The sequence below is a fragment of the Streptomyces sp. NPDC057438 genome (genome assembly GCF_042802995.1).
Lineage (GTDB): Bacteria > Actinomycetota > Actinomycetes > Streptomycetales > Streptomycetaceae > Streptomyces.
Genome location: NZ_JBHVDD010000117.1, coordinates 1 through 24414, shown reverse-complemented (window position 1 = coordinate 24414; position 24414 = coordinate 1). Strand labels below are relative to the sequence as shown.

The 24414-nt window shown below is 73.7% G+C and carries 18 protein-coding genes; 3 read left to right on the top strand and 15 right to left on the bottom strand.

All coding sequences use genetic code 11. From position 1 onward, the window contains the following. Window positions 1–34: 34 nt before the first annotated feature. The 14 genes from ACFU5F_RS38385 to ACFU5F_RS38320 form a co-directional block, all read right to left on the bottom strand. Window positions 35–1063, bottom strand: a complete 1029-nt coding sequence (locus ACFU5F_RS38385) for an alpha/beta fold hydrolase (RefSeq protein ID WP_383897784.1) — start codon at window positions 1061–1063, stop codon at window positions 35–37. Window positions 1064–1066: 3 nt separating this feature from the next. Next, the gene (locus tag ACFU5F_RS38380; RefSeq protein WP_383897782.1) at window positions 1067–1309 is read right to left on the bottom strand and encodes a hypothetical protein; all 243 of its coding nucleotides are present in this window, start codon (window positions 1307–1309) and stop codon (window positions 1067–1069) included. Between the two features lie 598 nt (window positions 1310–1907). Next, window positions 1908–3146, bottom strand: a complete 1239-nt coding sequence (locus ACFU5F_RS38375; protein WP_383897780.1) for an alpha/beta fold hydrolase — start codon at window positions 3144–3146, stop codon at window positions 1908–1910. Between the two features lie 344 nt (window positions 3147–3490). Then, window positions 3491–4384 carry a 4'-phosphopantetheinyl transferase family protein gene (locus ACFU5F_RS38370; RefSeq protein ID WP_383897778.1) on the bottom strand — a complete coding sequence of 298 codons (894 nt, stop codon included), beginning with the start codon at window positions 4382–4384 and terminating at the stop codon, window positions 3491–3493. Beyond that, entirely contained in the window at window positions 4317–5183 is an 867-nt protein-coding gene (locus tag ACFU5F_RS38365; RefSeq protein WP_383897776.1) for a 2-oxo acid dehydrogenase subunit E2, read from the bottom strand. Before ACFU5F_RS38365 ends, ACFU5F_RS38370 begins: the two co-directional genes overlap by 68 nt. Beyond that, window positions 5180–5407 carry an acyl carrier protein gene (locus ACFU5F_RS38360; protein WP_013003872.1) on the bottom strand — a complete coding sequence of 76 codons (228 nt, stop codon included), beginning with the start codon at window positions 5405–5407 and terminating at the stop codon, window positions 5180–5182. Before ACFU5F_RS38360 ends, ACFU5F_RS38365 begins: the two co-directional genes overlap by 4 nt. Window positions 5408–5442: 35 nt before the next feature. After that, window positions 5443–6501 (bottom strand): 3-oxoacyl-ACP synthase III family protein, encoded by a 1059-nt coding sequence (locus ACFU5F_RS38355; protein WP_383897774.1) that lies wholly within the window; start codon window positions 6499–6501, stop codon window positions 5443–5445. Between the two features lie 61 nt (window positions 6502–6562). Continuing rightward, entirely contained in the window at window positions 6563–9616 is a 3054-nt protein-coding gene (locus tag ACFU5F_RS38350) for a type I polyketide synthase (protein ID WP_383897773.1), read from the bottom strand. Then, window positions 9613–9921: an acyl carrier protein gene (locus ACFU5F_RS38345; protein ID WP_005478986.1), complete on the bottom strand. Its 309-nt coding sequence runs from the start codon at window positions 9919–9921 to the stop codon at window positions 9613–9615. Before ACFU5F_RS38345 ends, ACFU5F_RS38350 begins: the two co-directional genes overlap by 4 nt. A 46-nt stretch (window positions 9922–9967) precedes the next feature. After that, window positions 9968–11767, bottom strand: a complete 1800-nt coding sequence (locus ACFU5F_RS38340; RefSeq protein ID WP_383897771.1) for an acyl-CoA dehydrogenase family protein — start codon at window positions 11765–11767, stop codon at window positions 9968–9970. Further along, window positions 11761–13683: an acyl-CoA dehydrogenase family protein gene (locus ACFU5F_RS38335; protein ID WP_383897770.1), complete on the bottom strand. Its 1923-nt coding sequence runs from the start codon at window positions 13681–13683 to the stop codon at window positions 11761–11763. Before ACFU5F_RS38335 ends, ACFU5F_RS38340 begins: the two co-directional genes overlap by 7 nt. Window positions 13684–13686: 3 nt before the next feature. Further along, window positions 13687–15495: a fatty acyl-AMP ligase gene (locus ACFU5F_RS38330; protein WP_383897768.1), complete on the bottom strand. Its 1809-nt coding sequence runs from the start codon at window positions 15493–15495 to the stop codon at window positions 13687–13689. Between the two features lie 128 nt (window positions 15496–15623). Further along, complete coding sequence (locus ACFU5F_RS38325; RefSeq protein WP_383897767.1) at window positions 15624–15962, bottom strand: DUF6059 family protein; 339 nt, start codon at window positions 15960–15962, stop codon at window positions 15624–15626. Between the two features lie 10 nt (window positions 15963–15972). Then, window positions 15973–17928 carry an HAD-IIIC family phosphatase gene (locus ACFU5F_RS38320; protein WP_383897765.1) on the bottom strand — a complete coding sequence of 652 codons (1956 nt, stop codon included), beginning with the start codon at window positions 17926–17928 and terminating at the stop codon, window positions 15973–15975. 584 nt (window positions 17929–18512) lie between these two features. Between ACFU5F_RS38320 and ACFU5F_RS38315 the strand changes: the two genes are divergently transcribed. The 3 genes from ACFU5F_RS38315 to ACFU5F_RS38305 are packed head-to-tail and all read left to right on the top strand — an operon-like array spanning window position 18513 to window position 22251. Continuing rightward, window positions 18513–20126, top strand: coding sequence for an amino acid adenylation domain-containing protein (locus ACFU5F_RS38315; RefSeq protein ID WP_383897763.1), 1614 nt, complete (start codon window positions 18513–18515; stop codon window positions 20124–20126). Further along, window positions 20126–21439, top strand: coding sequence for a hypothetical protein (locus tag ACFU5F_RS38310; protein WP_383897761.1), 1314 nt, complete (start codon window positions 20126–20128; stop codon window positions 21437–21439). The genes ACFU5F_RS38315 and ACFU5F_RS38310 overlap by 1 nt, the downstream gene beginning before the upstream one ends. 44 nt (window positions 21440–21483) lie before the next feature. Then, a complete protein-coding gene (locus tag ACFU5F_RS38305) occupies window positions 21484–22251 on the top strand; it encodes an enoyl-CoA hydratase-related protein (protein ID WP_383897759.1) in 768 nt (255 codons plus the stop codon). Between the two features lie 427 nt (window positions 22252–22678). Here ACFU5F_RS38305 and ACFU5F_RS38300 read toward each other — a convergent pair whose 3' ends face one another. Beyond that, the gene (locus ACFU5F_RS38300) at window positions 22679–24181 is read right to left on the bottom strand and encodes a hypothetical protein (protein ID WP_383897758.1); all 1503 of its coding nucleotides are present in this window, start codon (window positions 24179–24181) and stop codon (window positions 22679–22681) included. Window positions 24182–24414: the final 233 nt, after the last annotated feature.

Genomic DNA, 24414 nt, shown 5'->3' with positions numbered 1-24414 from the left:
CGGTGAACCTCTCCGGTCACCGCGCGGCCCGCCGTCATCCGGTGGCCCGCCCCTGGAGGGGGAGGGTGCCGCGGTGACGGGCACGGCGGGTGCGCAGCAGCTGCCGCCACTCCTCGGCGCTGAACCGGGCGGGCTCGGTACGGGCGATGAAGTCGTGGAGCACGCCGAGGAAACGTTCCGGGTCCGTGTGGAACGGGAAGTGTCCCGCCTCCTCGAATATCTCCAGCCGGCTGCCCGGCATGGAGACATGGCCGAGGCCCGCGTGCAGGGCCGGGACGACCATGTCCCGGCCGCCCCACAGCAGCATGGTCGGCATGCCCTGGGTCAGATAGCAGCGGTCGAGCAGGGTGCCGACCTGGCCCCGCCAGTCGACGACGGCCCGCAGGGTCCGTACGAAGGCACTGCGCGAACTGGCGTCCGGCAGGGCGTCGACCACCCTCAGCAGATCGGGCGCGTCGACGCCCAGGCCCGTGTTCAGCGTCTGCATGACCTTGACGATCATCTGCAACTGCCAGCGCACCGTGGGCAGTTGGAAGGCCGACAGCAGCAGTTCGGCGCCGGGCAGGGTGGCGGCCCGCAGCAGCGGGGAGACCTGGCGGCCGATGCCGCCGCTGCCGACCAGGACCAGCCGCTCGGTGCGCTCCGGGAACTGGTAGGCGAACTGGGCGGCCACCGCGCCGCCGAGCGAGTGGCCGACGAGGGTGGCCCGCTCGATGCCGAGGGCGCTGAGCAGGTCCCGCAGTCCGTTGGCGTACGCGCCGGGTGAGTAGTCGCCCCGGGGTTTGGACGACGCCCCGTGGCCGAGCAGGTCGGGGGCGACGACCCGGTGGCGGGCGGCCAGGCCCGGGATGATGTCGGCCCAGGTCGCGGAGGAGTCGCCGATGCCGTGGATGAGCACCACGGCGGACTCGCCCTTGCCGGCCATCCGGTAGGCGAAGCGGTAGCCGTGCAGGTGGCGGGTGCGGACCCGGACCTCGTTGCGGCCCACCGCACGGGGGCCGGGCCGGCCCGGCTGGCGGCTGGGCCGGAAGGGCGAGCGGGCGGTGAAGGGGGCGTCGGCCACGGTTCAGGCCTCCTGCGAAATCGGGTGACGGTCACGGACGGGGCGGCGCGGAACGGGAGCGGATTCGACGACGTCCGGTGCGCCCGTCGCCCGGGCGCCGGGGACGCTCTCGGCGTCGGGCTCGGGATCGAGACCGAGCGACATCAGCGAACGCCAGGGCTGCGCCAGGCCGGGGGTACGCGTCCGCCACGGAGCGAACACCTGGGCCTGCGGGGAAGGAGCGCGGAGGGTGTGCACGGAGGACATGAGAGCCACCTCTGGATAGGTGTGCGAGGGAAGGACGCGGGAGCGCTGCCGCTGGGCTGGGCGGCGCGCGGTCGGAGAAGCCGCCGGCCGGGCGCCGTGCCCGCCGCCCCGGACCCGCCGGCCGCCACCCGCACTCGCCGGGAGCGGACGGACACGCACGCGAAAGGCACCCGACCACGGCCGACGGACGGACGCGGGACGGTCACTCGGCGAGGGCTGACGGACGGACGCGGGACGGTCACTCGGCGAGGGCTGACGGACGGACGTGGGACGGTCACTCGGCGGGAGCCGGCAGACGGACGCGGGACGGTCACTCGGCGGGAGCCGGCGGACAGACGCGGGACGGTCACTCGGCAGGAGCCGGCGGACGGACGCATGGCACTCGCCCGGCGGGAACCGACGGACCGCCGCCAGACGCCCACCCGGCGACAACCGACGGACGCACCCGGGGCGTTCACCCAGCGGGAGCCGGCAGACGGACGCGGTACGTGCGCCCGGCAGGAGCCGACGGACCGCCGCCAGGCACTCGCCCGGCGACAGTCGGCGAACAGACGCCGGACACGCGCCCTGCGACAACCGATGCACCGACACGGGACGTTCACTCCGCGGGAGTCGGCTGGGGCTGCCGGGGTATGGCGTCGGCGTAGCCGGACGGGGCGGGGGCTGACGGGCTCGTCGTACCGGTTCCGGTCTCGGCGAGCGGAGCGCCCCCGGCGGTGCCGGGCCGAGCGGTCGTGCCGGCCCCGGCGAAGGGGCCGGCCGCTCCGGTGCCGTCCACGAGCGTGGGCGGCCTCCGGCCCGGCGTGGCCCGGCGGCCGCGGGTCGTGGCGCGGGCCCGGAGCAGTGAGGCGATCAGCCACTTGCGCAGGGCGCCCAGGTGCGCCGGGGAGCCGTGGACGTCGTCGAACTCCTTGAGGCGCACCCTGGGCAGAGCGGAGGCGAGGAGCTGGTGCTCCGTGGGCGGGATGATCTCGTCCCGGGCGCTGACCACGTACCCGACCGGGATGCCGACCGCGTCCAGGACGTCCGGGCCGAGAGCGAAGTCCGCGAGCAGCGCTCGCAGTTCGGCGTCGGAGGCCGCGCCGGTGAGCCGGCGCAGCGTGGCGACGGTGATGCCCGGCACCCGGGGCCACCAGACGGGGTCGGTGAAGAACCCGGCCACGGGGGCGCCGACGGTGTGGACGGAGCGGATGCGCGGGTCCGCGGCCGCGGCGCGCAGCGCGAGATGGCCGCTGAAGCTGAGGCCGAGGACGGAGGTGCGGGTCACGGCGGCACGGCCGGCCAGCCGGTCCATCAGGAACGGCAGCAGACGCCAGGAGTCCGCGTGGTAGCGCAGGGTGTTCTCCCCGACGCCGGGCATCTCGGTGACCACCGCCGCGTATCCCAGGCGGGCGAGCCGGGGCAGCAGGGGCGCCCACTGCTCCTTGACGCTGACGATGCCGCCCATGACCACGAGCAGCGGCCGACGGCGACGCGCGTCGAGCCCGCTCGCCCAGCAGACCACCGTGCCGTCCGGATGGTCGAGGACCAGGCGTTCGACGCCCCGCCGGCGACGCCAGTCGTCGAAGGTCCGTACGCAGTTGTCCTGGGCCCTGCGACGGACGTCGTCGCCGTGGTACGGGAAGCGGGCGAGCGCGTAGTGCCGGCACGCGTCGAGCGGACGGCCGGCGAAGGCCAGCCGGTCGGCCTCGCCGGTCCACACCCGGGCCCAGGAGGCGGGGTGCCCCGGCTCGTCGTTGGTGATCCTCGGCAGCACGGCCGCCACCTGGCGGTCGCCGATGCCCTGGCCGCGGGCGTGCAGCCGCGCGAACTCCTTGAGTTCCGCGAGATGGTCCATCGCTGTTCTCCGTCTCCTCCGGGGTGCGGGGCCGATGCCCGGGGGATGCGGCCGGAGGGCTCGATGGCCTTCCTGGTCGTACCGGCGGCGGGCGGGGCTGTCCGGTCGTACGGCGGGCGGGCCTCCTGGCCGGGAGCGGGGGACGTCCCCCGGCTGGGCGGCCCGCCCGGGGAAGATGCTGGCCGCCGTCCCTTAAGCCGGGCTGGCGCACGGGTTGCGCCGCGCTAAGCGCTCCCCGGGTGCGCCGTCGGCCGTCCCGGCGGGCCGGGCCCTGCGCCACGGCACACGGCGGCGCGCCGGGCGGGAAGGAGTCCTCCTCACCCCGGCGCGCCGCGCGCGGTCCCTCACCAGTCCAGCAGTCCGTCCTCTCCCCCGTCGGGGTCGTCGCCGTCCGCGTCGTCGCCCAGGGCCTCGGCCACCGCCGCGACCACCCGCGGATCGAGCATGGTGCGCGCGTCCGTGTCCCGTGTGCCGCCGAAACCGGCGTCGCTCACCGCGACGCTGACGACGAAGCCGCCGTCCACGGAGAAGGTACGGAACTGCCATTCGACGCCCGTGCCCGGTGCCCCGTCCGGGGCCAGGACCCGGGCGGGCCGGCCGTCGCCGCTGAAGCCGAAGTCGGTGAAGCGGAACCGCAGTCCCTGCCCGATCGCCTTGCTGTAGGCCTCCTTGAGCGTCCACATGCGCACCAGCGCGGCTCCCCGCCGCTGTGCCGGGAGCCGCTCCAGGACGGTGAGTTCGTGCGGTGTGCAGACGTGGCGGTGCAGCCCGCGCGTGTAGAGCGGACGGTCCGCCCGCTCGGCGTCCACCCCGATCAGCCCCTTGGTGGCGAGCCCGATGAGCAGCAGGTCGTCGGTGTGGCTGAGGCTGATGTCCACCGCGTCGTAACCGCGCAGATAGGGCCGGCCGGTGGGGCCGTACCCGAGTTCGACGGCCTGCGGGGGCACCCGCAGCGCCACCGCGGCGGCGAACTTCAGCAGCACCCGGGAAGCGGCGAACCTCGTCCGCACGTCCGGGTGCGTCATCTCCAGGTACCGGTCCCAGTCGCGGCCCAGCAGGGCGCGCAGCCGCGGGCCGCCCGCCCGGTCCGGCCGCCAGTCGGCGAGCCGGGCGTGCAACACCGCGACCTCGTGCTCCTCCAGGTCCGCGCGCACCTGGTCCCAGGCTCCGTCACGGCCGGAGATCCGCACCGGCTCCCCGAGCGATGGGCTGGGTGCCGTCGTCCTCCGCGCCGTCATCGAAGCCCTCCATTTCCTGCTTGAGATCACCGAGTACGTCGGCGGCGGCTCCGCCGTCGAGGATCCGGTGGTCGAAGGTGAGTCCGAGCCGCATCACCGGGGCGATCGCGAGCCGCCCGTCCCGGACGACCGGCCGGTCGACGACGCGCCCCGCGCACAGCGTGACGGCGGTGCCGCCGCTGGAGTGGAAGCCGTCGACGGGCCGGTGGCCCAGGGAGCTGACCGCCACGGTGCCGAAGACGCCCGGCCGGGAGGCCGGGTCGCGCGTCGCGGCGGCGAAGGCCAGCCGGCCGAGCGGCACCGGCAGCCGCCCGAGCAGCCGGACCCCGCGGAACTCGGGCAGTTGTTCGGTGCCGGGTCCCCGGTAGCGGTCGACGCGGCGCTGGATCTCGTCCAGGCCCGCGCGCTCCAGGCCGGGCAGCAGCGCGGAGAGCACGGTCCGCTCCCCGTCCACGGTGCGGTCCAGCGCCAGCTTGGCGGTGACCTCCGGGAACCGCAGGGTGCGGGGTCCGCGCAGCCCGAACAGCCGCGCCGGGGCGAGTGCCGCGTTGGCCTCCGGGTGCCGGTGCAGCACCCGGCCGGTGGCGTGCAGCAGATAGGTGACGACCGAGTAACGCCGGCCGGCGGCCCTCGCCGCCGCCCGGTGGGCCTGGACGTGTGTCATGTCGATGTCGGTGTCGAGGTGGACGGGCCGCTGCCGGGCGGCGTGCTCCAGGAAGTACAGGGTGTGCCGGCGCCGGCGCTCGGGGTGTGCCCGGGCGGGGGCCGGCGCAGTCCCGCCGGCCCCGGAGCCGGTCATGGCCGCGCCGCCAGCTGGTAGATCTCGCCCAGGCTGCGGGCCTCCAGCAGTCTGCCCACGGGCAGCGAGCGGCCGGCGGCCTGCTCCAGGGCGGTGACCAGTTTCAGCAGGTACAGCGAGTCCCACTCGGGCAGCTGGTCCAGGTCGGCGGAGATCTGGTACTCCTCCAGCGGCATGCCGAGCTCGTCCCTGACGAGACGGACGAAGTCGTCGATGGTGTGCATGGCGTACGGCCCTCCGGGCGGGTGTGTGGGGACGGTCAGATCTTTTCGAGCGCGAAGCCGGACTTGATCCACTTGCTGGACTCGACGGCGACCGCCAGTGCGCGCTGCCCCACGCCGATCTTCTGCAGCAGTGCCTCCAGCTGGAGGAAGGGCAGGGCGTTGCCGTTGTTGCCGGTGTCCGCGACACAGGACACCTCGACGGCGCCGGGCAGGCCGAGTTCCTCCGCGATCCGGCGTGTCATACGGCCGGACAGCTGCGGCGGCAGCAGGAAGTCGACCTGTTCGGGGGTCCAGTCGCGGTCCTCCAGCAGCTCCCAGAGGATCTCCACGGCCATGACGGGGACGGACTCCTCGATGGCCTTGTAGTCCTCGCGCACCGCCTGCCGGTCCTCGTGCCGGTCGGCGAGCCCGAACCAGTCGATGATCTGGCCGGGCTCCCGGCCGAGGCCGGTGAACCGGTTCAGCACACCGCTGAGGGCCAGGCGCTGGCCGCGCGGCTCCGAGGTGATGACGGCGGCGCCGGCTCCGTCGCCGAAGAGGACGTAGTTGACGAGGTCGCTGGGTGCCGCCGCGGACAGGTCCCGGTTCAGGTCGAGGTGCTTGCTGCAGACGTCGCCCCCGATGACCAGGCCGGCCCGGTGTCCTCCGCCGGTGACCATGGTGTGGCCCAGTTGCAGGGCCTGGACGGCGCCGGCGCAGCCGGACTGGAGCTGGTACGTGGGCAGCTGGTCCAGGCCGAGCTGGTCGGCGACGTGGTTGACGGTGGCGGGCATGAGATGGTCCGGGGTCGCGGTGCCCATGACCACGAAGTCGATCTCGTGCGGGGCGAGTCCGGAGGCCGCGAGCGCCTGCTCGGCGGCCCGGGCGCACAGGTCGGCGAGCGACCAGCGCACCTCGCCGGTCTCCAGGTCCCGGGCGAAGTGCCGGGTCCGGGTGCCGATGAACACGTCGATCCACTCCTCGTTGACGCCGAGAGTCCGCGCCAGCGCCGCGTTGTCGACCGGGTCGCCCGGCAGGGCGGTGCCGACCGAGGCGAGGTAGGAGACCGGCCCGGAGGGGGCGGAGCCGTGCTGGGGTGGGTGTTCCGACTGCATACGAGCGGTCCTTCCTTGGAGTCCGTCACGGGGCGGGCGCCCTGCCGTGACCGCGGATCGGCTACGCGACGGCCGAACCGACGCGGTCCTGGAGGTAGTCGACGAGGTCACCGACCGAGGACAGCCGGGGCAACAGGTCCTGCACGCTGATCGTCTCCAGCCCGTCGAGGCGTTCCTGGAGCCGGTCCTTCAGTTCCATGATCATCACCGAGTCGAAGCCCAGGTCCTCGTAGAGCAGCGACAGCCGCGAGACCTCGTCCGTGGCGTAGCCGCCGACCTCCGCGACGGCCTCGATGACGGCGCGGGCCACCGGGTCCGTCGCCGCGTCCTCCGGGGCGGCGGGCAGCACGGCCGTGAGCACGGCACCATGTCCGTTCCCGGCCTGCTGCTCCCGCTGGTGCGGTGCCGCGGTGTCCGGGCGGTCGGGTACGACGCTGAGGTCCGCCGCCGGGGCGGCCCGGACGGCGGTGCGGGCCCAGAACCGGTGCGCGTCGGAGAAGGCGTAGGGGGCCAGCCGCTGCGGCTGCCGCTCCTCCTGCGGGTAGACGGCGTCCCAGCGGGGGTCGAGTCCGCTGCGGAAGAGTTCGGCCAGCGCCTCGGCGAACGTGCGGCCGTCGGCCTCCTCGCCGGACACGGGGGCCACGGTGTGCACGCCGGCTCCGGCGGCGGAGCGCAGGGAGCGCGCCATGCCGCTGAGGACCGGGCGGGGGCCGGTCTCCACCAGGTGGGTGGGGCCCGCCTCCAGCAGCCGGCCCATCGCGTCGCCGAACAGGACGGGGGCGCTGATGTGCTCGGTCCAGTACTTGGCGTCCATCGGCTCGGCCTCCAGGAGCCGTCCGCGCACGGTGGAGTACACCGGGAGCTTGGGCACCCCGCCGCCGGTCTCGTCGGCGAGCGCGGCGAACCGGTCCAGCATCGGGTCCATGAGCGGTGAGTGGAAGGCGTGCGAGACCTCCAGGCGCCTGGTCCTGACGCCCCGTCGCTTCAGTTCGTCGTCGATCCGTCCCAGCGACGCCAGGTCTCCGGAGAGCACGGTGGACCGGGGGCCGTTGACCGCGCCGACCCCGACCAGGGGTTCCGAGGCCACCAGTTCGGTCAGCTCCGTGAGCGGCGCCCGTACGGAGAGCATGCCGCCGCCCTCGGGCAGTTGCTCCATCAGGGCGCCCCGGGCGGCGATCAGCCGGGCGGCCTGCTCCAGAGGGAAGACCTCGGCCAGCACGGCCGCGGCGTACTCGCCGACGCTGTGGCCGAGCAGCAGCGCCGGCGGCACCCCGAGTTCGCCGAGACTGGCCGCCACGGCGTACTCGACGGCGAACAGGGCGGGCTGGGCCCAGCCGGTGCGGTGGACGGCCTCGTCGCCGGAGAGCAGCAGGTCGCGCACCGAGCCGCCGACGTGCGGGGCGAGCGCCTCGTCGGCCTCGTTGAGGAACCTGCGGTACAGCGGCGACTGCAGGTACAGCCGCGCGGTCATCGCCGGGTACTGCGAGCCCTGACCGGTGAACAGCAGCGCCACCTGGGGTCTGCCCGCCGCGTTGCCGACGAGCCGGGCCAGCAGGTCGTCGTCTCCGGCGGCCTCGCGCAGGGTCGTGGCCAGTTCGCCGGTGTCCCGGGCCGGCACCGCGAAGCGGTAGCGGTGGCCCGTCTTGACGCGGTTGCTGCTCCAGGACAGCGGGCCGGCCGGCACCCGGCGCTTCTCCAGCGCGTCGGCCTGGACCAGCAGGTTGCGGCGGAGGGCGGCCGTCGAGGGGGCGGTCAGGGTGAAGACCCCGGCCCCGAGCCCCGTGGCGCCGCCGGCCCGGCCGGTGCGCCCGGACTCCGGGTCCCCCGCCTCGGGGCGGGCGGCGTACGGGGGCGCGGACTCCAGGACGGCGTGGGCGTTGGTGCCGCCCATCCCGAAGCTGCTCAGGCCGCCGATCGCCGGGCCCGAGCGCAGCCGCAGCGGTGCCTTGAGCAGCCGTATCCCCAGTTTGGCGAGTTTCAGCGCGGGGTTCTCGCGGGCGGCGAACCGGCTGGCGGGGACCGTCTTGTGGTGCAGCGACAGGGCGACCTTGATGAGTCCCGCGATGCCCGCCGCGCCCTCGGTGTGCCCGATGTTGCCCTTGACCGAGCCGAGGGCCAGCGGGCGCCCGGAGCGGCCGGCGTGCAGCTGGCCGAGGGCCTTGGTCTCGATCATGTCGCCGAGGACGGTGCCGGTGCCGTGGGCCTCGGTGAAGACGACGTCGGACGGTTCGACCCCGGCCCGCCGGTAGGCGGCGGCCAGCACCTCCTGCTGCGACCAGCGGTTGGGGGCGGTGATGCCGTTGCTGCGGCCGTCCTGGTTGACGGCGGTGCCGCGGATCACCGCGTACACCGGCTGGCCGTCGGCGATCGCGTCCTCCAGCCGGCGCAGCACCACCGCGCCGACCCCCTCGCCCCGGCCGATGCCGTCGGCGTCGGCGCTGAAGGGCTTGCACCGGCCGTCGGGGGCGGACAGCCCGGCCTGGGTGTAGAAGATGCCGAGCGCCGGGGTGAGGGCCACGTTGACCCCGGCGGCGATGGCGGTGTCGCACTCCCCCGCCAGCAGGGCGTTGCAGGCCAGGTGGACGGCGACGAGGGAGGAGGAGCAGGCGGTGTCCACCGCCAGGCTCGGGCCCTTGAGGTCGAGGTGGTACGAGACCCGGTTGGCGGTCATGCAGTAGCCGTTGCCGGAGCCGAGCTGGGCGGTGACCTGGGCGTAGTCGGTCATGTGCAGGTGGGCCCACTCGTTGCCCATGACGCCCACGAAGACGCCGGTGTCGGTGCCGGCCAGCCGCTGCGGGGCGATCCCGGCGTCCTCGACGGCGCGCCAGGCGCACTGGAGCAGCAGCCGCTGCTGCGGGTCCATGGCGGCCGCCTCGCGCGGGGAGACGGTGAAGAACTCGTTGTCGAAGGCGTCCGGGTCGGAGATGAACCCGCCCTCGGTGGTGTTGGAGTGCCCTTCCGCGCCGGTGCGGGAGTGGAATTCGCGGGCGTCCCAGCGTTGTCGGGGCACCTTCTCCACCCCGTCGCCGGAGCGCATCAGCATGTCCCAGTAGGCGGCGGTGTCGGGCGCTCCCGGGAACCGGCAGTCGATGCCGACGATGGCGACGGGCCTCATCGATTCTCGCCCTCCATCGCCCGCAGTTCCTCCACCAGGTGCTCGGCCAGTGCCGCGACGGTCGGGTAGTCCCAGGCCACGGTGGGTTCGAGGACGAGGTCGAAGTCCTCCTCGATGTCGCCGCACAGGCTCAGCGCCGCGACCGAGTCCAGGCCGTACTCGGCCAGCGGCACGGTCGGCGAGATCTCGGACGGCGTGCGCCTGAGGTAGAGGGCGATCCGGTCGGCGAGCCAGCTGCTCAGCGACTCGACGGTGTGTGCGGTGTGCTCGTTGTTCGCGGTGCGGTCGGTCGCGGGGACAGTCATGGGAGAACTCCTCGGTGAAGGCGCGTCGGGTCCGGCCGGCCGGCGGTCAGCCGGCCAGCGGGGTGTCGTAGAGGTCGTAGCTGCGGCGTTCGTGGAAGCGTCGGAGCACTTCCTCGTGCACCCGGCCCTCGCATCCGGGCGGCAGGTCGGCCGGGCGCTGCCCGAGCCGGCGTGCGAGCCGGTGCAGTGCGGCGGCCACCCAGGCCGGGTCGGCCAGGAAGGGATCGTCACCTCCCTGCGCCCCGCGCCAGACGCCGAGGACGGACGCGGCCGCGAGGAACACCGCGTAGCGGTCGGCGAGCGCGAAGCTGGCGGGGCTGGCGAGGGCGGTGCGGTCCTGCGGGGAGAGGCTGAGGCTGTCCTCCTGGAGCTGGCGCAGCTGGTCCAGCATCCGCATGACGAGTGCCTGGACCGCGAGTTCCTCGGGGGAGCCGCTCGGCAGACCGTCGGCGGCGGCGACCAGGGAGGCGCTCAGGCTGTCCCGGCCGCTGGCGAGCGCGAGGTTCTCGAAGGGGATGCCGGGCAGCCCCTCCCGCGGCCGGAACAGGCTCTGCGGGGCCTCGTCGCCCGAGAACCAGGCGCGCCGGGCCAGCCGGGACAGCTGCGGGATGATGGTGGCCTGGCAGGCCGCGGAGCCCGCGTGGCCGAGGCTCAGTACTGGCAGGTCGCGCACGTGCTTCTGGAAGAGGCCGAACTCCCCCTCGCGGACGTAGAACCGCGCCCCGAGCACGATCGACAGGTCGTACATGGTGTCGGTGAGCATCTTGGGCACCAGGTACTTCACGGCCGCCGCGTACACGCTGGTCTCGTCGGGCAGCAGGTGCACCGCCCGGGTGCCGACCGTCGCCATGCTGTCGCAGATGAGCAGGTCGAGGAAGGCGCCGGTGAGGGTGGCGGAGGCGTGCGGGATCTCCATCACCGACCGCCGGTAGAGCTGGCGCCCGAGGGCGAACCGCACCACCGTGCGCAGGCTGGTGTCGAGGGCGCCGACGGCCATGCTGGGGACGGCGCTGCGGGTGATCTGGAAGGAGCGCAGCGCCAGTTCCACGCCCTGGCCCCGGGCGCCGAGGAGGGTGCTGTCGGGCACCGGGCAGTCGGTGAAGTCCAGCCCGGACAGCCGGCAGCCGCGCACCCCGACGGCGGTGTAGCGGGGCAGGACCGCGAACCGCTCCGCGTCGAGCTGGTCGCGTTCGACCAGCAGGACCGAGTGGCTGCGGCTGCCCGGACTGTCGTCGGTACGGCTGAACAGGGCGAAGGCGTCGGCCCGGTCCGCGTTGTTGATGACCTCCTTGCGGCCGTTCAGGCGGAAGCCGCCGGGCACGGGGTCGGCCCGGAACTCGTTGCGTACGAAGTCGTTGCCGTGCGGCAGCTCGTGGTAGGCGACGGAGACCTTGGAGCCGCCCAGCAGCAGTTCCGCGGTGCGGCGGCGCTGCTGCTCGCTGCCGGCCGTCCACACGTTGACGGCGGCCATGAAGGAGGTGATGCCGTAGCCGAGGCCGAGGGCCACGTCGCGCCGGAACACCTGGCGCATCACGCGGACGAGCGTGTCGAGCCGGTCCAGCCGCCCACCGAACTCGGTGGGCACGAACTCGGCGTTGAGGACCATGTCGTCGAGGAGCCGCTCACCGGCGACGGGCAGTTCCCCGGCCTCGTCGGCGGCGAGCAGCCCGGCGGCGCCGAGCGGGTTGGCGGGGTCCTGGGGGTCCCCGAATCGGCTCTCCAGGTCGGCGATCCTGGCCTGGACGGCGTTCTCGCGCGCCTGGTGCGTGGCCGGGTCGGTGGCAGGGGCGGTACCGGTCGGGGCTGCCTTGCCGTGCAGCCCCTGGACCGCGGGATCACTCAGCATGACGTCCCCTCGGGTGTCCGGGTGCCGCCGACGGCGGCCCGGGTGTCGGTCTGTCCGTGCGGTACGGCGGCCGGCGGACCGCCGTCACCGCCGGGTGCGTGGGCGCGCGGGGTCGCGGCGCCGGGTGCGTGCGCGCGCGGGGCGGCATCGCCGGATGCCCCCGTACCCCGCCCGGTGTTCCCGCCGAGCGAGAACGGGATCAGGGAGAACAGTTCGCCCGCCTCCCGTGCGGCCCGCAGCCGCTCCAGCAGCGGCGGGTAGGCGTCGGGGTCCCCGGCGTCCGGTTCGCCCAGCTTCCCCAGCAGCCGGTCGAGGACGGGCCACAGCCAGACCCCGTCGCGCCACAGCTCCCCGGTGCGCCCGGCCCGCGCCGCCCGGTGGTTGTGGGTCCACAGGCCGAGGCAGGCGGCGCCGGCCAGACACAGGCTGTAGTGGCGGGCCACGTCGAAGGCGGCGGGCGGGACGTCGGAGACGACGGCGCGGTACGCGTCCATCTCTTCGTGGACCCGGCCGGTGACCGCGAGCAGCCGCTCCGCCGCGCCCAGCGCGCCCTTGAGCTCCGGCCGACGGCCGGCCTCGGCGCGCAGGGCCGCCACCGACGCAGGCAGCGTGGCCATGATGCCGCTGCCGCGCCGGGCCACCAGGGACAGCCGCCCCGGGTCCAGCGGGGGCAGCCCGGTGGCCAGGTCGAAGGCGCGGACGGCGCCCTCGGTGTCGCCGCCGCCGCGCAGCCAGCCGCGGGAGAGCGAACGGAACTGGTTGACCAGGGAGTTGAGGTTGACCAGGGTGTTCCCGTCGAAGAGGCCGACGATGCGGTGGTCGCGGTCGACCTTCTGGAACATGCCCCGGGCGTGGACGTCCTTGAGGAAGGCCCGGGCCCCGAGCAGCCGGGTCAGCTCGACGATCACGCCCTCGGTCCCGGTGGGCACCAGGTACTTGGTGACCGCGGCGGCCACGCTCAGCTCGTCGGGAACGGTGTGCACGGAACGGGCGGCGACCGTGGCCAGCGCCTCTCCGGCGAGGACGTCCGCTGCGGCCGAGGCGAGCACGTGCCGCGCCTGCGGCAGGTCGATCAGCCGCCGTCCGAACAGCTCGCGCCGCTCGGCGAAGTCCAGGGCGATGGCCAGCGCGTGGTCGGCGGCGCCCAGCGACAGGGAGGCGCACATGGTGCGGGTGAGCTGGAGGGCCTTGAGCACGGTCTCGACGCCGCCGCCCTCCCCGCCGACCGCCGCGTCCGCGGGCACCGGGGCGTCGTCGAAGGCGATGCCGCTGATGTCGGCGCCCCGGATGCCGTGCGTGCGGATCTTGTCCACGCAGCGGTAGTGCTCCCCCTCGGTCAGCCGCCGCTTGTCGACGAGCAGCACGGTGAAGCCGCGCGGCCCGCCGTCGTCGCCGGTGCGGGTGAGGACCGACAGGAGGCTGCCCCGGGTGGCGTTGTTGATGAGCCACTTCTCGCCGCTGATGCGCCAGCCGCCCGCGCCGTCGCGCTCGCCCCGTACGTCGCCGGCGAGGAGGTCGCTGCCGTGGGCGCGCTCGGTGAGGGCGAGCGAGACGGGCACCCCGGCCCGGATGTCCGCGGCGAGGCCGCGGGCCTGCTCGGCGGTGCCGGAGATCCAGACGCAGACCCCGCCCAGATAGGTCTTGCCGTGTCCGACGGCGACGGTCAGGTCGCGGCGGGCCACCACCCGCATGACCTGCATGACGGTCTCGTAGTCGGTGAGCCTGCCGCCGTGCTCGGCGGGGATGTAGAACTCCTGGAGGCCCCAGCCCTCCAGCACCCGGCAGAGGTCGGCCGGGAACTCCTCGTTCTCGTCCAGTTCCAGGCTGCGGGCGTGGGAGAAGGGCGTACCGGGGTCCTCGGGGTCGCCGAGCAGCGACTCCAGCTCCTGTGCGACGCGGTAGGGGGGGTGGTCCATGGTTCAGCCCACCGGTGCCATGGACGGGTCGGCGGCCGGGGCGCCCTGCGCGCCGTCCGCGTCCCCGGCGACGAGCGTGCGCACCGACGGGTCCAGCACGGAGTGCAGTGCGGTGACCGCCCCCTGGAGGAACAGTTTGCGCATCAGCGTCCGCTGGATCTTGCCGCTGGTGGTCCTGCGCACGGTGCCGGGGCGGACCAGCAGCACGTTGCCCGCCGGGACGGCGAACTCCATGCCGATGTGCCGCTGGATCTGGGTGGCGACGTCCTTCAGGTCCGCGCCGGCGGCGGCGGCCCGGATCTCGTGGATCACCACCAGGTGCTCCTGGCCGCCGCTGTCGACGGCGAAGACGGCCCCGGCGCCGATCGCGGGGTCCAGGCCGCGCACCGCGCTCTCCACGTCGTACGGGTAGATGTTGCGGCCGTTGATCAGGACCATCTCCTTCAGACGGCCCGTCACGAACAGCTCGCCGCCGCTGCCCATGACGCCCATGTCGCCGGTGCGCAGCCAGGCGCCCAGCTCCCCCTGGCCGGCGATCCGGGCGCCGAAGATCTCGGCGTTCACCTCGGGCCGCTCCCAGTAGCCGGAGGCCACACTGGCGCCGCGCACCCAGATCTCCCCGACCCGGCCCTCGGGCCGCTCGGCGAGCGTCTCGGGGTCGACGATCCGCACCTCGAAGTCCTCGGCCAGCGCGACCCCGCTGCTGACCAGGGTCCGTCGCGGGGCGCCCAGGTAGGGGCCCGTCAGGGTGCCCTGTTCCAGTCCGGCCGCGTCGACCTCGCGCAGCAGCGCGCCGCGGGTCTTGGGGGTGCCGGTGACCAACAGGGTGGTCTCGGCCATGCCGTAGCAGGGGAACATGGTCTCCGGGCGGAAGCCGTAGGGCCCGAAGCGCTCGGTGAACGCCTGCAGGGTCTCGGCCCTGACGGGTTCGGCTCCGTTGCAGGCGGTCCGCCACGTCGACAGGTCCAGGCCCTCCAGCTGTGCGTCGGTGACCCGGCGGACGCACAGGTCGTACGCGAAGTTGGGGCCGCCACTGGCGTTCACGCCGTACTCGCTGACCAGTTCCAGCCAGCGGGCGGGCTTGCGCAGGAACGACACCGGCGGGATGAGCACGCTCGTGGTGCCAAGCCACAGCGGCTGGAGGATGTGCCCGATGAGCCCCATGTCGTGGTAGAAGGGCAGCCAGCCGCCGATCATCGTGTCGGGGGTGTTGCCGGTGGAGCGGGCGATGGCCGCCTCGTTGGCGAGCAGGTTGCCGTGCGAGACCATCACGCCCTTCGGGGCGCTGGTGGACCCCGAGGTGTACTGCAGGAACGCCAGGTGGTCCGGGGTCAGCTGCGGGTCGCGCCAGGCGGCCGCGTCACCGACCGGGCCCTGGTCGGTGGGCAGGCAGACCACGTCCGAGAATCCCTCGGCCGCCAGCCACGCCTCCACCTCGGGGGCGTGCTCGGCGAGGGTCAGCACGGCGCCGACGCGGGCGTCGCGGACGATGCCGGACACCCGGCGGAAGTGCTGGCCCTGCTCGGAGGGCAGCGGCGCGGGCACCGCGACGGCCCCGGCGTACAGGCAGCCCGTGAACGCCTTCACGAAGTCCAGGCCCGAGGGGTACAGCAGCAGCACCTGACGCCCCGCCAGTCCCCGTTCCTGCAGCCAGGACGCGATGTCCTTGGCCGCACGGTCCAGGTCCCGGTACGGCAGCCGCTCGGGCACCTTGCCCCGTACGCCGTCCGCGAGGAACACGAACGCGTCCGTGTCACCCCGTTCGTCCGACCGCGTCAGCACGACCTCCGCGAATGAACCGAATTCCGCCACCGTCTTTCCCCTCGCCTCGAAGCGACTCGTATCGCGTTGAAATCGGCCGGCCCGGCCGAACCGGCCGTCTGCCGGACCCGTCGTGCCGATCGTCGGGTCCGTCTCTAAAGCCCCTCTTGCGGCCGGTGTCACTCCCGCCGGCCGGGGCCGTCCTCCACCCGGCCGCGCCCCCGCAATTGGGCCCACAGCTCCCGTTCGCACGGGGAGAGGGGCACGTCGGGGACCAGGCGCTCGGGGTGCGCGGGCGGCGGCTCGTCGAGCGGGGGCGCGACCGCGCCGCCCGGTCTCCCGGGGTCCGGCTCGTCCAGCCACCACTGCTTGGCCTGCTCCACGGAGGCCGGCGGCACCATGCCGAAGATGACGGCGAGCGCGCCGAACCCGTCCACGAAGAACGTGACGACGCCCTTCCTGATCCGCCGCGCCGCCGGGCGCGCGGACCACCACCCCCTGCCGGGCGAAGCGGCCACGCCCGCCGCCTCAGGACGAGCGCCGGGTGAAGTCCGTCCGCAGACGGACGTGCGCCGGCGGCGTCGGCAGGTGTTCCCCGGTCAGGTCGTACCGGAACGACACGGTGCCGTCCGCGTCCTCGCCCGTCTCGGCGAAGCCCAGGGACGGGTACAGACCGCGCACCCGGTGGTTCTTGGCCGTGGGGCGGTAGCGGGCGTACACGGCGGCCGCACCCTGGGCCCGCGCCTCGTGCAACACGGCGGCCAGGCAAGCCTGTTCGATGCCGCGGGCGAACACCCGGCAGCTCAGCAGCATGTTGTCGATGTGCCAGCCGCCGGCCGCCCCGCCGTCCGTGCCGACGCCGCTGACCAGGACCGCTCCGACCAGACCGTTGTCCCCGAACCGGTCCGCGGAGCGGATCGCCAGCACCAGCCCGTCGGAGGACTCGTGCAGGTCCCGCACGTCGGCCTGCTGGAGCCGCTCGGTGGTGAGGTTGAACTGGTTGGTGCGCAGCGTCACCTGGGAGACCCGCGCGATCTCGTGGTCCCGCGGGGGCGAGAGGGTGACCTCGACGCCCAGTTCCGCGAGGTAGTCCTCCATGGAGTCCGAGCCCTCCAGGAGGTCCTGGCGGGCCACCTCGGTGCGGTACTGCGTCGGCCGGGCACGGTCCTCGGCCGTCAGCTCCCGTACGTCGAACCAGCCGTCGGCGAGCAGCCGTTCGACGTGCAGGGCGGGTTCCTCGTCGAGCCGGACCACGGCGACGCCGGGCAGGCTACGGGAGACCAGACCGCACTCGAACGGCGAGTCGTCGGCGAAGACGAAGCTGTCCACACCGAGGTTGAGCCGCTGGGCGATCTCCAGCAGATTCCGGTCCTTGGGTTCCCAGTTGGCGGTGACCTGCACGAAGTCGCTCTCCCGCAGGGCCATGTCGGGGTGCTCGCGCAGCACGGCGCGGACCGGCTCGATGTCGTTCTTGCTGCACACCGCGAGCAGGACGCCCTGCGCGCCGAGTTGTCCGACGGCCTTCTGGAACCGGCCGAACGCCTCGCCCCGGTAGGTGGTGGCGGCGGCGATGCCGTCCGGGCCGTCGTCGCCGAGGATGCCGTCCCACAGGGTGTTGTCCAGGTCGACCACCAGCACCTTCTTGGTGCGCCCGCGCAGCACGCGGGCCAGGTGGCCGACCTCCCGGGCGTAGCCGGCCAGGATCTCCTCGCCGAACTGCACCTTGGCGTAGGCGGCGAGCCGCGGCTCGTTGACCGGGCCGCCGGCGGCGACCAGAGGTTCGAGGTCGACGACGTGGACGCGTTCGTGCACGACGGCCAGCCGCAGCAGCCCGGCGTTGAACTCCCGCCAGATCACCCCGAGCCGCGCCCGGGAACGGGCGTCGACGAGGCGGCGCAGATGGCCGCGCAGCAGGGGCACGGTGTTGAGGACCAGGGTGCCGCCGCCGCGCGTGACATAGCGTTCCACGAGCGAGCTGATCAGGTTCAGCTTCCCGGCGGTGACGCGCTGGACGTCCTCCACCAGCCAGGGGTGCGGCAGTTCCCCGAAGACGATCTCGGCGTCCAGTACGCACAGCGCCAGATCGGCGTCGTACATCTCGCTGGCGGTGTTGTGGAGGTCGCGGCGCCACGCGTCGTAGTCGCCCTCGTGCAGCTTCGACAGCAGTCCGTGACGGGCGAGTTCGGCGGTCAGCGGGGCCGTGAGCCCGCTGAGGGTGGAGCCGCCGGTGACCGCGACGGTGATCGTCTCGGTGCCGGGGTGCTCGCGCAGCACCTCGTCCCGGTCCAGCCGGGACAGCAGCTGCCCGGCTCGCGCCAGGTCCGGCGCCGGGGGCCCGGCGGGGTCCCCCGCCGCGGCCAGTTCGGACAGCAGACCGGGCACCTCGTCGTACGCGTCGGCGAGGCGTCCTTCGGCGTGGAGGGCGCGCAGCCGGTCCAGCGGTCCGGTCCGCTCGCCCACGGCGGTGTTCACAACCGTGGCCATGGTGTCTCCATTCACTGAATCGCCCGTCGCTCGGCGCCCCGCGGTGTCCCGAGAGCACCGACGCGGGCCCGCGCCCCATCCCGGACACGGACCCACCACCACTGCCGGTGGCCGCACCGAGCGTGCCGAGCGCGTCTTAAGCGCCCCTTGAGCGCGAGGAGCGCGCTGCTTCAGGCCCGCAGGGCCCGGGCTTTCAGGGGCGCGGAGCCTGGGCTTTCAGACCCGCAGGGCCCGGGCTTTCAGGAGCGCGGGGAACTGCGCGAGAAGCCCCACCGGACCCGCACCCGACCACGCCCCCGACCACGCCCCCAACACCGCACCCGCGTCCCGTGACGCACGCTGCGCATGCGGCTCCTGGCGCCTGCCCGGAGGAAAGCTGCCGATGTGCCGCAAGTCCAGTCATGTGACTGGTTTTCACAGTGACGCAGACCACGTTGAACGTTGAAGCTACTGGAGGCGCCACCGCACACCGGTGATGTCGCCCGCACCTCCGCACGGCGCTCGACCCATGCACCTTTCGAGGCACGTCAGCGTTCAGTAGCCCGAGGCATCTTCTCCCCACGCAGCCAGGAGGTCTGTGAAGCATGCCCCTGAGCCATCTGTCCCTCCGAGACCGGGCCCTGTTCCGGCAGTTCGGCCATGGACCCGAGGTCCCCGTCCCCGACCCGCTCCTCCACCACGCCTTCGAGCGATGGGCCGCCACCACACCGCACGCGGTCGCCGCCGAGCACCAGGGCACGACGATCACGTACGGCGAGCTGAACCGCCGTGCCACCCGGCTCGCGGCCGTACTCGTCCGGGAGGGCGTACGGCCGGGCGATCACGTCGGCCTCTTCGTACGCCGCTCCCTCCCGATGCTCGTCGGGCTGCTCGGCACGCTGAAGGCCGGCGCCGCCTACGTCCCGCAGGACATCGGCCTCACCCCCGCCGCCCAGCTCAGGCACGTCATCCGTACCGCCGGAACCCGGGTCGTCCTGACGCAGTCGGAGCACACGCTGCGGGTGCCCCTGCCCTCCACCGGACACCGGCTGATCACGCTCGACGACGATCCCGCCGGCCCGCCCGCGTCAGGGCCGGTCCGTCTCGAACGGCCCGTACGCCCCGACGACGGCTGCTACGTCCTGTTCACCTCCGGCACGACCGGCAAGCCCAACGGGGTGAAGGTCACCCACCGCAACGTCGCGAACATCCTCCTCACCGCCCCCGGCGACCTGGGCATCCGCCCCGGTGACCGGGTCGCCCAGCTCCTCAACATCGCCTTCGACATGGCCGCCTGGGAGATCCTCGGCTGCCTCGCCCACGGCGGCACGCTCGTCGTGCGCGGCAAGGACGTCACGGCGGCGGCCCGTACGGCGGACGTGCTGATCGCGACGCCGACGGTGCTGGCCGGGATCGACCCGGCGGACTGCCCCCGGGTGCGGACGGTGGCGGTCGCGGGCGAACCGTGCCCGCGCCCGCTCGCGGACGCCTGGGCCCGGCGGACCGCCTTCCACAACTCCTGTGGGCCCACGGAGACGACGATCGTCAACACGATCCGCCGGCACCGCGTGGAGGACGCGCTCCTCACGATCGGCCGCCCCACCCCCAACAACACGGTGTACGTCCTCGACGAGCACCGGCGTGCGCTGCCCATCGGGGAGGTCGGCGAGATGTGGGCGGGAGGTGACTGCGTGTCGGCCGGCTACCTCGGCAACGAGGAGCTGAACGCCGAGCGGTACGCCCCCGATCCGTTCCTCGGCGGCGGACGCCGCATGTTCCGCACCCGCGACCTCGGCCGCTGGACACCGGACGGCGAACTCGAACACCTGGGCCGTACCGACGACCAGGTCAAGGTCCGCGGCTTCCGTGTGGAGCTCGACTCCGTCTCCTCGGTGCTGGAGTCGGTGGCGGGCTGCTCCCGCGCCGTCACCCTCAAACGGGACGCCCGCAGCCTGGTCTCCTTCGTCTGCCCCGCCGACGTCGACCCGGACACGGCCCGGCGCGCGGTGGCCGACGCCCTGCCGTACTACTGCGTGCCGGCCACGGTCCTTCCGCTGGCCGCGCTGCCGGAGACGGACCGGGGCAAGGTCGACCGGGCGGCACTGCTGCGGCTGGCGGCGCAGCGGGAGGAGGCCGCGCGGGCGGTGCCGGTTCAGGACGAGGGGGCAGCCCTGCTGCCGGTGCCGGTGGTGCCGTCCGTGCGCGAGGGGGCGGCCTGATGACGTCGTCCGTGGAGACCGCGTCCGCCGAGGCGGGAGGCGGCACGCCCACAGCATCCCCGGCGCCTCCCGCGACTCTCGCCGAACTCCCGCCGCTCACGTCCGCGCCCCGCCGCCTCCTCAAGCACCCCCGCCTGATGCACTACAACCGCCTGGCGGCCCTGGTGATACTGGCCAACATCGTTCTGCTGGCGGCGAGTTGGGCTCCGACGGCCGAGACCATCGGCTACGCGTCCCTCGCGAACCTCGCGCTCGCCGTGGTGGTACGGCAGCAGTACGTCGTCAACCTCCTCTTCCGGCTGGCGACCTGGGCGCCGACCAGCTGGCCGCTGAAGGCGCGGTGGACGCTCGGCAAGGTGTACCACTTCGGCGGACTGCACGTGGGCGGGGCGCTGGCCGGGACGGCGTGGTTCCTCGCGGGAGCGGTCGTGGCGACCGTCGCGGGGGTCGACCCGGCTCTGGTCACGGTGAGTTGGACTCTTGTCACCCTGCTCGCCATCATCGTCGTCACCGCTCTGCCACCCTTCCGTGCCCGCTTCCACGACCACTTCGAGAAGATCCACCGCTTCGGCGGCTGGAGCGCCCTCGTCCTGTTCTGGACGCACACGCTGCTGGGCGGGCAGGGGCCGGTCGCCCTGGGGGTGCTGGCCGTGGTCACCTTCAGCGTCGCCCTGCCCTGGCTGCGGCTGCGCAGGGTGGACGTACGGATCGAGAAGCCCTCCCCGCACGTCGCGCTGGCCCGTTTCGACCACGGCGTGACCCCCTTCGCGGGGTCCTCCACCGCCATCAGCCGCAGCCCGCTCACCGAGTGGCACTCGTTCGCCAACGTGCCCTCCCCCGGCGAACCCGGCTTCCGTCTGACCATCTCCCGGGCGGGCGACTGGACGGGCTCGTTCATCGACGACGCGCCCGCGAAGGTCTGGGTCAAGGGCATCACCACGGCCGGGGTCGCCAACATCGAGACCCTGTTCAGCAAGGTGATCTACGTCGCCACCGGCAGCGGCATCGGCCCCTGCCTGCCGCATCTGCTGGCCGCCGAGGTGCCCTCACGGCTCGTGTGGGCGACGCGTGATCCCCGCAGGACCTACGGCGACGGCCTGGTCGACGAGATCCTCGCCGTCCAGCCGGACGCGGTGGTGTGGGACACCTCGCGGCACGGCAAGCCGGACATGGTGCGGCTCGCGTACACGGCGTACCGCGACTTCGGCGCGGAAGCCGTCATCTGCATCTCCAACAAGAAGCTGACCTGGCAGGTCGTCCACGGCCTCGAGCGACGCGGCATTCCCGCGTACGGCGCGATCTGGGACTCATGACGGACCGCCGGAATCGACGAACGAGGCAGAGATGAGGACTCGAAATGAACACCCTCAAGATCGAACGCCATGACGACGTCGTCACGGTACGGCTCCACCGGCCGCACGTCCTGAACGCCCTCAGCAGCGAGCTGCTGGCCGAACTCCTCGACGTACTGGGCCCGTTGGACCGGGACCCGGGCGTCGGCTGCTTCGTCGTGACCGGTTCGGAGAAGGTCTTCGCGGCCGGTGCCGACATCAAGGAGATGGCCGGGAAGTCGGCCGTGGACATGGCCACGGAGGACTACTTCGCGGGCTGGGAGGAGTTCGCCGCTTTCCGGACGCCGAAGATCGCGGCGGTCAACGGCTATGCGCTGGGCGGCGGTTGCGAGCTGGCGATGATGTGCGACCTGGTCATCGCGGGCGAGTCGGCGGTCTTCGGCCAGCCGGAGATCAAACTCGGCGTGATCCCCGGCATCGGCGGCACCCAGCGGCTCACCCGCCTGGTCGGCCGCGCCAAGGCCATGGACCTGATCCTCACGGGCCGCACGATGAGTGCCCGCGAGGCGGAGGCGGCGGGGTTGGTGTCGCGGGTGGTCCCGGACGACCGCGTCCTCACCGAGAGCGCGGAAGCCGCCGCGACCATCGCCTCCTACGGCCGCCCGGCCGTCACGGCGGCCCGTGAGTCGGTCGACCGGGCCCTGGAGACCGGTCTGCGCGACGGGCTCCTCTTCGAACGGCGCGTGTTCCACGCCCTGTTCGCGACGGAGGACCAGAGGGAGGGGATGAGCGCGTTCCTGGAGAAGAGGACACCCGTCTTCAAGGGCCGCTGACGGGGTGAGCCGACCCGGTGGGCGGGGCGGCGGACGGGCACGCGGTCCGCCGCCCCGCGTCATGTGCGGGTGATCGGCCCGTGTTCCGCCGGGGCAGGACGGGAGCCGGATCAGGGCGGTGCCCGGATGTCCGGGCGAGGGGCTGGGCGACGGCACGACCGCGGGGAGCGGCGCCCGATGCTGCCGAATCCGCGCTGTTCGCGTGCTCGTCCGCTCCGCCGGCGCCGTGGCCGCGATGAGCCGCCCGCGCGAGCAGGAGTGCCGGCCGAGCCCGCGGGAGGCAGGGACATGTGGGGTCTGACCGAGGGGTCGAGGCCGAGGCCCCCACCGGCGCCGAGCCGCCGCAGGTCCGCCCCTGATCGGCGACACGGGACCATCCGCGTGTCCTGGGAGGGCAGGCCCGGCCGGGCTGATCCGCCGGGCTGAGCTAGGAGCGTGGGGCAAGCGCCGTCGCCGCGAAGGACGCCTTGTCCCGGGAGGTGGTGCCGTCGGTGATCCACCAGTGCGTGGGGTTCTCGCCATACGTGGCGAACAACTGGCCGGACCCCCAGTTGAGGATCAGCTCGTCCTTGCCGTCACCGTCGAAGTCGGCGGCTCCCGCGGGGCGGGTGTGGCGCGACTTCTCGGGCCCCTTCCGCACGTTGCGCTGGACGGGGGTGCGCTGGTCGCCGTCGATGAAGGTGGCGCCTTCGTAGGTGGCGACCAGGATGCCGTCGCGGCCGTCGCCGTCCGGGTCGGCGGCCACGTATCCGCCGGGCCCGTAGTCGGTGCCCGCGCCCTCGGGCGCCTCGGGCAGCCGGTACTCGACCGGCTCTCCACCGCTGCCGGGGTACACGTCCAGCGATCCGATGACTTCGGACGACGTCGTATCGGAGTCGGGCTCGTTGTTGTGGCCGCCGTCGTCCCCCACGGCCACATCGCGCTGCCCGTCGCCGTCGAAGTCTCCGAACGCGTGGGCGTTGCCGGCACGCAGCTCCTTGCCGTTCGCGGACAGGCCGGTGCCGCGGCGGGCCGGGTAGAGGGTGTTGCCGGACTGTTCGCCGTCGTTCGACGCGTGGAGCAGCAGGGACGTCGCGCGCGGCTTGCCCGACGGGTCGATGGCGTCGACGACGAGATCACCGTCCTCCGGCAGCCGCAGGCCGGTGTCGGTGCGCGTCGGCACGCCGGAGCGTGCGAACGGGCCGTACAGCACCACCAGGGGCGTCTCGTCGCCCAGGGCCAGCTCGGTCCTCGCGCGTCCGGCGAGGTCGGGGTGCCCGTCCCCGTCGAAGTCGCCGCGCACCACGTACTGAAGGCCCAGCCTGGTCACACTCCGCGGCAGCCGCACCGCGCTCGCCCCGCCCTTCGCCGCAGGTCCGCCGGGCCCGCCCCAGGTCACGTACGGGGCGGTGCGGTAGTCCTCGTCGCTCGGGGTCTCCACGTACGTGTCCCTGGCGGTCGTGACGAAGTCCGGAAAGCCGTCGCCGTCGAGATCGGCGACCGTGTCCGGGAGTGCGCCCTCGAACGCGGCCACCCCTTTCTGCGGTTCCGGCAGCCCCAGGTCTCTGCGGCGGTAGACCGTGCGGGTCGAGGGGTCGAGCCCTTTCGCCGAACCGTAGAGCACGGCGACCCGCTCACCGCCGGGGAGGGACAGCATGAAGTCGCGGTACCCGTCGCCGTTGATGTCGTCGGGGTCCTTCGACCCCTTCCCGGGAGCCGGCGACCGGCTCTGCGCGGGCGCACCGGGCACCGGTACGGGGACCTCCGGGACGGGGACCTCCCGACCGGGAGCGTTCGACGTCGTCCCGGCGGTCGGCGCCGGGCTCTCGGCGGGCGAGCCGGACACCGGGGCTTCGTGGTCCGTCCCGTCGCCACCGCAACCGGCGAGCGGAGCGAGCACGACACAGACGGCGCAAACAGCCAAGGCCGACAAGGCGGTGCGGGACTTCATGTGTCTCACCCTCACATCCCGCGCCGCTCCGGCACCAGGGCGGGACGGGTGTTGCCCGGCGCGGTCGGTCGCCGACGAGGTCATCGATCCACGAGAGGCCAGGGGGCGCTGCGCGCACCTCGTCGGCGTCACGCGCCGCCGCGGCACCGGAACGCCCGCCGAGCACGGACGGAGCACTCAGGGGATGCCCGCACAGCGGCGGTCGGCTCCGGGCGTTCGGCAACGCCCGGAGC